The organism is Vibrio sp. 10N.222.46.A1, assembly GCF_041473595.1.
Classification (GTDB): domain Bacteria; phylum Pseudomonadota; class Gammaproteobacteria; order Enterobacterales; family Vibrionaceae; genus Vibrio; species Vibrio tasmaniensis_A.
Genome location: NZ_JBFRSN010000944.1, coordinates 1 through 5398, shown reverse-complemented (window position 1 = coordinate 5398; position 5398 = coordinate 1). Strand labels below are relative to the sequence as shown.

Below are 5398 nucleotides of genomic sequence, written 5' to 3'. Positions count from 1 at the left end.
GCTTGTAATTGTTTGAAATAACGGGCCATAAATAAAAACACCTCCGAACTTATCTTAAGTGCGGAGGTGTTTTTCTATTCGCGTTATGAACGACTAAAGGTTAGACACTAATAACTGCGGTGTGGCTTTTTGCTGAAGATAGATACTAAAGCGACTTCCTTTACCTACTTCGGATTCAACTCGTATTTCGCCGCCCGTTTGGCTCAAAATACTTTGAGAAACGGACAAACCTAAGCCTGTACCGTCTCTTTTGGTGGTATAGAAAGGAGAGAAAATACGTTTCAGTTGTTCTTCCTTAATACCACAGCCCTCATCTTCAACATGAACAATAGCCCCATGAGATACTCCATTTTCAACCCAATCTTCACTCGAGATAGTCAATGTGCCCTGTCCGTCCATCGCGTGAATCGCGTTCATTTGCAGGTTAACTAGAATTTGCAGCAATTGGTTTCGGTTCACTTCGACTGAGGTTTTAGCATTCAATTGCGAGACATACACAATGCCTTTCTTTTTTGCGCCTGTTTTTACGAGCGTAATACTTTCATCGACAATTGGATTGATATGTTGCCAAGTGATTTCGTCTTGTACACCACCGTGTCGGCTGTATTGAAGTAAGCTTCGCGTGATGTTTCGGATTCGGTCGATCTGCTCCATGATCGCGTGGACTTCTTCGTCTACACGAGCCACTTCGTCACCTAGTTCAAACTTCATTAGCTCAACGTTGCCTAGAATTACTGCTGTCGGATTATTGATTTCATGGGCAATACCTGCGGTTAACTCACCTAACGCGGCTAATTTTTCGTTGACCACCAGCTTATCTCTAGCTTGGTTAAGAAGCTGGATGTGCAGTTCGAGTTCTTCCGTTTTCTCTTTCAAACTGGCGGTACGAGAATGAACCTTACATTCGAGTTCAGACGCCGCTTGTTGAATCTCTTGATTACGCTCGTGGAGCAGATCTAACATTTTGTCGAACTGTTTCGCAAGCAACGTAAGTTCATGTTGATCATCCAAACCCAACGTACCGATTCGCTTGTCTTGCCCCATTTGGACTAGCTTTACAACTTTATGGATGCGTTCAATTGGGTTGAAAAGATCGCGTGCACCACGGTGTACGATCAAACCTGAAGCTAACAGCAGTAATATGATGGTGATGCTGATTTCACCAAGGTTAGTCAGATACGTCTCTACGAGTGGCCAGATTAGATAGCCGGTATAAAGCATGCCAATAACGTTATCAAACTGGTCGTGGATTGGTTGGTAAGCGGTGATGTACCAAGCGTCGTAAACATATGCTCGGTCTAACCACTTTTGCCCTTGATTCAAGACTTTTGAATGAACCTCATGAGAAACGCGAGTACCAATTGCGCGCCCTGCACTGTCTTCACTGCTTAATGGCACATTAGTGCTGACACGCAGATCATCAAGGAATACGGTAACCGTACCAATGCGGCGATTAAAACCATCACGTTGTGGATAGATCAAGTTGCTGATCTGATCAACTAACTGTGTGCTGTTATTAAGGAGGATCCCGCCATCAAGAAAACCAATCACGTGATCATTCTTGTCACGAATCGACACAACGGTACGGCTAACTAAACCCCGAGTTTCAACATTTTGACTATTGAGCATTGGGACTTCGGCTTGCCTTGCAAGGTTTTGGTCTAACTCGTTGAGTTCATTTTGGCTCAATACACTAAAGAACGATTCTTTGCGTGTCAGATCGAGGTATTCACGCTTTTTCCCCATGCTCTCAACACTTCTCCAACGCAAAAAGTCGAGCTCATAGCGAGATTTGTTTTCAGAAACCCAACGAGTGAGCTCTTCCTTTGAAATATCACTCGTAAGTTTGATTCGAAAGTTATAAGACTCAGCGAATGCTTGAACGTTATAGGCCTGTTGATTTTGAATTAGATGGATACTGTTGTCGGCAACATCCAAACGCTCATCAACATCGATCAAAGCCCCCTGCCACGTATAGTGAACAGACCAATACAAAGTGATCGCAACCAAAGCGCATAAAGTTAAAATGATCGGCGCTGACGTCAAAAATAACAGACGATAACGCACCATGGTTTTGAACCGGAACGTCCACTTTGACCACCAATGACGTCTAATCGGCATATTCAGAGCCTTCTGTGTTCCAATCTTTATATTTACGCTCTAGCGTTTTCCGTGCAACGCCGAGGTCTCTTGCAGCTGCGGATTTATTACCATCATGAAAACTCACCAGTTGCTCGATATGAGATTTCTCTACTTCTTTGAGTGTCCAAGTGTTGGGGTAACCTTCTGCAGCGTCTACGTTATTCAAGTTTGGTATTTCCGCTCCATGTGACACCGTCACTGAAATGCTGGTGGGCGCAGGATCGCCATTAATTTCGCGCCAATAGTGCGCTGGTGGCTTGTCTAAAAGAATGCACCTTTCGACTAGGTTCTTGAGTTCGCGAATATTTCCCGGCCATTCGTATTCATTCATCGCCAAGATGTCCTCATGCGCCCAGTTTGGAACCGGTACACTAAGTTCACTTGCTAAAAGACGAGTGAAATACGGAACAAGCTCTATTAGATCGGATGGACGCTCTCTCAATGGCACAACATCAATTTTAAGGACATTGAGTCGGTAGAATAGATCGCGACGGAAGTGCCCTTTTTCGACCTCTTGTTGAAGGTTTCGGTTAGTCGCCGCCACTACTCGTACGTCAACGGCAATTTCTTTCTCGCTACCGACTGGACGAATAGTGCGTTGCTCTAACACACGCAACAGCGCTGCTTGCATTGGTAGTGGCATTTCACCAATTTCGTCGAGGAACAAGGTGCCACCACTTGCGACTCTGAATAGACCTTCACGGTTTTTCTTCGCGCCGGTAAATGCGCCAGAGGTATGCCCGAATAGTTCACTTTCAAGAAGTTCTGGGGCGATTGCGCCACAGTTGATTGGCACAAATGGCCCTGTACGTTTACTGGCTTCATGTACACCACGTGCAACTAGCTCTTTACCTGTACCTGACTCGCCTTCTATAAGAACGGATGCTCGAGAGGGTGCAAATTGACTGATCAGCAATTTAAGCTGTTTGGTTTTATCTGAGTTACCGATTAACTCGGTCTTGATATGACGGCTAACATCACGCTTCAATGCGTATTGCATTCTTTGGTCAAGGCGCTTATCCATACAACGTAGTACAGCTTGTATCATTTGTTCTAAGTTGAAAGGTTTAAGAATGAAGTCTGAAGCGCCAAGCTTAAGCGCGGATATGGTCATCTCTAGATCAGCATAGCCAGTCATGAAAATAACATCGGCACGTTTGTCGTTGTCGTTAAAAGCCTCTTCCCACTCAATGCCAGAGCGTCCTGGCAGGTTGATATCAAGAACAATGAGATCAAAATGTTCGCTCGAACGCAGTATTTCAGCTTCTTCAACAGACCCTGCACTCGATACCTTGCCAAAGAACTTACCCAGGGCCTTCTTTAGAATAGCCTGCATCCCGACTTCATCGTCCACGACCAAGACGGAAAACGCTTGATATTGAGTCAATGTGTTTGGGTTGAGGTTCGATGCAGGTGAACTAGGTAAAGACATAATGATTAGCCGATGGGGAAAGTTGGGACAGAGTGTACCAATTAACCTTTTGTGCGACAGGGACAATGTGCGACATTTTGTCCTAGCTCATATTTTAATGCATTTTGTTAGCCTAAATGACGCAGTTTTGTTCGATATAACAGCAATTTAATGAAATTTGATGCACTATTTATTGGCATTAAGCTTGCTTATTAGGTGTAGATTCCTAATTACAACAATTAGCGTCTTATGCACATGCCCTTCTTTGAGCCCTTTAAAAATAGAGGCATGTCATTCATTTATAACAGAATGGACATAATAATAATGAAAGCAATTCCCCTAACTATTGCAGCTCTATCTATCGTCAGTTACACGGCTAGCAGCGCGGAAGACACCACTCATATCAAATTGGCGACAACCACAAGTACCTACCACTCAGGCTTACTGGACTACTTATTGCCTGAGTTCGAAAAGGATTCTGGTATTAAGGTTGATGTTCTCGCTGCGGGTACGGGTAAATCACTTCGCATGGGTGAAAACGGTGATGTTGATTTGGTAATGACTCACGCACCAAAAGCTGAAGCGAACTTCGTTGAAAAAGGTTACGGCGTTTTACCTCGTAAGCTGATGTACAACGATTTTGTTATCGTTGGCCCACAAAGCGACCCTGCGAAGATTGAATCTCAAAAAGCAGTAGCTGATGTGTTCAAAGCAATCGCGAACAACAACGTGACGTTTGTTTCTCGTGGGGACGACTCTGGTACTCATAAGAAAGAGATGGGTATTTGGGCACAAACTAAGATGGAGCCAAACTTTGGCGGCTATCGCAGCGTTGGTCAAGGAATGGGTCCTACTCTGAACATGGCGTCTGAAATGCAAGGCTACACCATGACAGACCGTGGTACTTGGTTGGCTTACCAAAACAAACTTGACCTTAAAGTGTTGTTCCAAGGCGACAAGAACCTATTTAACCCTTACCAAGTGATTCTTGTTAACCCAGAACGCTACCCAAGCATCAATTACCAAGCAGCGAAAGTATTCAGTGATTGGTTGGTTAACCCTAAAGGCCAGAAACTGATCAACGACTTTAAACTGCACGGCAAACAACTGTTTGTTGCAAACGCAGAATAGTTGGTTGCAAGCGCAGAATAGCTTGTTGTAAGAAATGAGTCGTGGGTTGTGAGTAAAGCGTAGCGTTGAAGGTTTAACCCTAACCAACTAGCGCTACGCTTAACTAAACAGTCAACGAGACCACCTAAATAATCACGTTTAAAAACCGCCTTGCTTTAAAGGCATTCAAGCTTAGAAACAATCGCTGACCAATACAGGCTCAAATAGTTTGTGTCAGCTATGATTAACATCAGACACTACCGATAAAAGCCTATTATCGATTCAAACGAGATACTTCATGACCCTATGGCAAACAACGATTGATGCAATGAATCTACTGGTGAGTTTTGACCACGAATTGTGGCAAATCGTCGCGGTATCCTTCAGCGTATCTTTGTCCGCCATCTCATTAGTGATTGTTCCTGCAATCCTTATGGCTTTCTTACTGGCTTACACCGAATTCCCCGGTAAATGGGCGCTGCTTTCGGTGATCAACACCTTACAAGCGATACCGACCGTGGTAATTGGCTTGTTGATGTACATGATGCTCTCTCGTTCTGGTCCTTTAGGTGACTGGCAATTACTGTTCACGCAAAAGGCGATGATTCTAGGTCAGATGCTGATCTGTTTCCCTATCCTAGTTGCGATGATGCATGGCGCTCTGCAGGCCAGTGACCGCCGAGCGGTTGAAACGGCGCGCACGCTTGGCGTATCAACGACTCGTGTGGCGTGTAC

4 protein-coding genes are annotated in these 5398 nt (G+C 44.6%); 2 read left to right on the top strand and 2 right to left on the bottom strand.

What is annotated here, in order from left to right; translation table 11 throughout:
• Positions 1–93 precede the first annotated feature (93 nt).
• Positions 94–2121, bottom strand: a complete 2028-nt coding sequence (locus AB4496_RS22390; RefSeq protein ID WP_032555202.1) for a cache domain-containing protein — start codon at positions 2119–2121, stop codon at positions 94–96.
• On the bottom strand, positions 2111–3574 hold the full coding sequence (locus AB4496_RS22385; protein ID WP_009846740.1) for a sigma-54 dependent transcriptional regulator: 1464 nt from the start codon (positions 3572–3574) through the stop codon (positions 2111–2113). Before AB4496_RS22385 ends, AB4496_RS22390 begins: the two co-directional genes overlap by 11 nt.
• A gap of 303 nt (positions 3575–3877) precedes the next feature.
• Here AB4496_RS22385 and AB4496_RS22380 point away from each other — a divergent pair, with 303 nt between their 5' ends.
• Both AB4496_RS22380 and AB4496_RS22375 read left to right on the top strand, forming a co-directional pair.
• Positions 3878–4684 carry a substrate-binding domain-containing protein gene (locus tag AB4496_RS22380; protein WP_009846741.1) on the top strand — a complete coding sequence of 269 codons (807 nt, stop codon included), beginning with the start codon at positions 3878–3880 and terminating at the stop codon, positions 4682–4684.
• Between the two features lie 277 nt (positions 4685–4961).
• The coding region (locus tag AB4496_RS22375; protein ID WP_372132004.1) for an ABC transporter permease at positions 4962–5398 on the top strand (437 nt) is incomplete at its 3' end.

Excerpts from the sequence above, each read along its gene's own strand:
- AB4496_RS22390 (WP_032555202.1), bottom strand. The coding sequence starts at position 2,121 with ATGCCGATTAGACGTCATTGGTGGTCAAAGTGGACGTTCCGGTTCAAA.
- AB4496_RS22385 (WP_009846740.1), bottom strand. The coding sequence starts at position 3,574 with ATGTCTTTACCTAGTTCACCTGCATCGAACCTCAACCCAAACACATTG.
- AB4496_RS22380 (WP_009846741.1), top strand. The coding sequence starts at position 3,878 with ATGAAAGCAATTCCCCTAACTATTGCAGCTCTATCTATCGTCAGTTAC.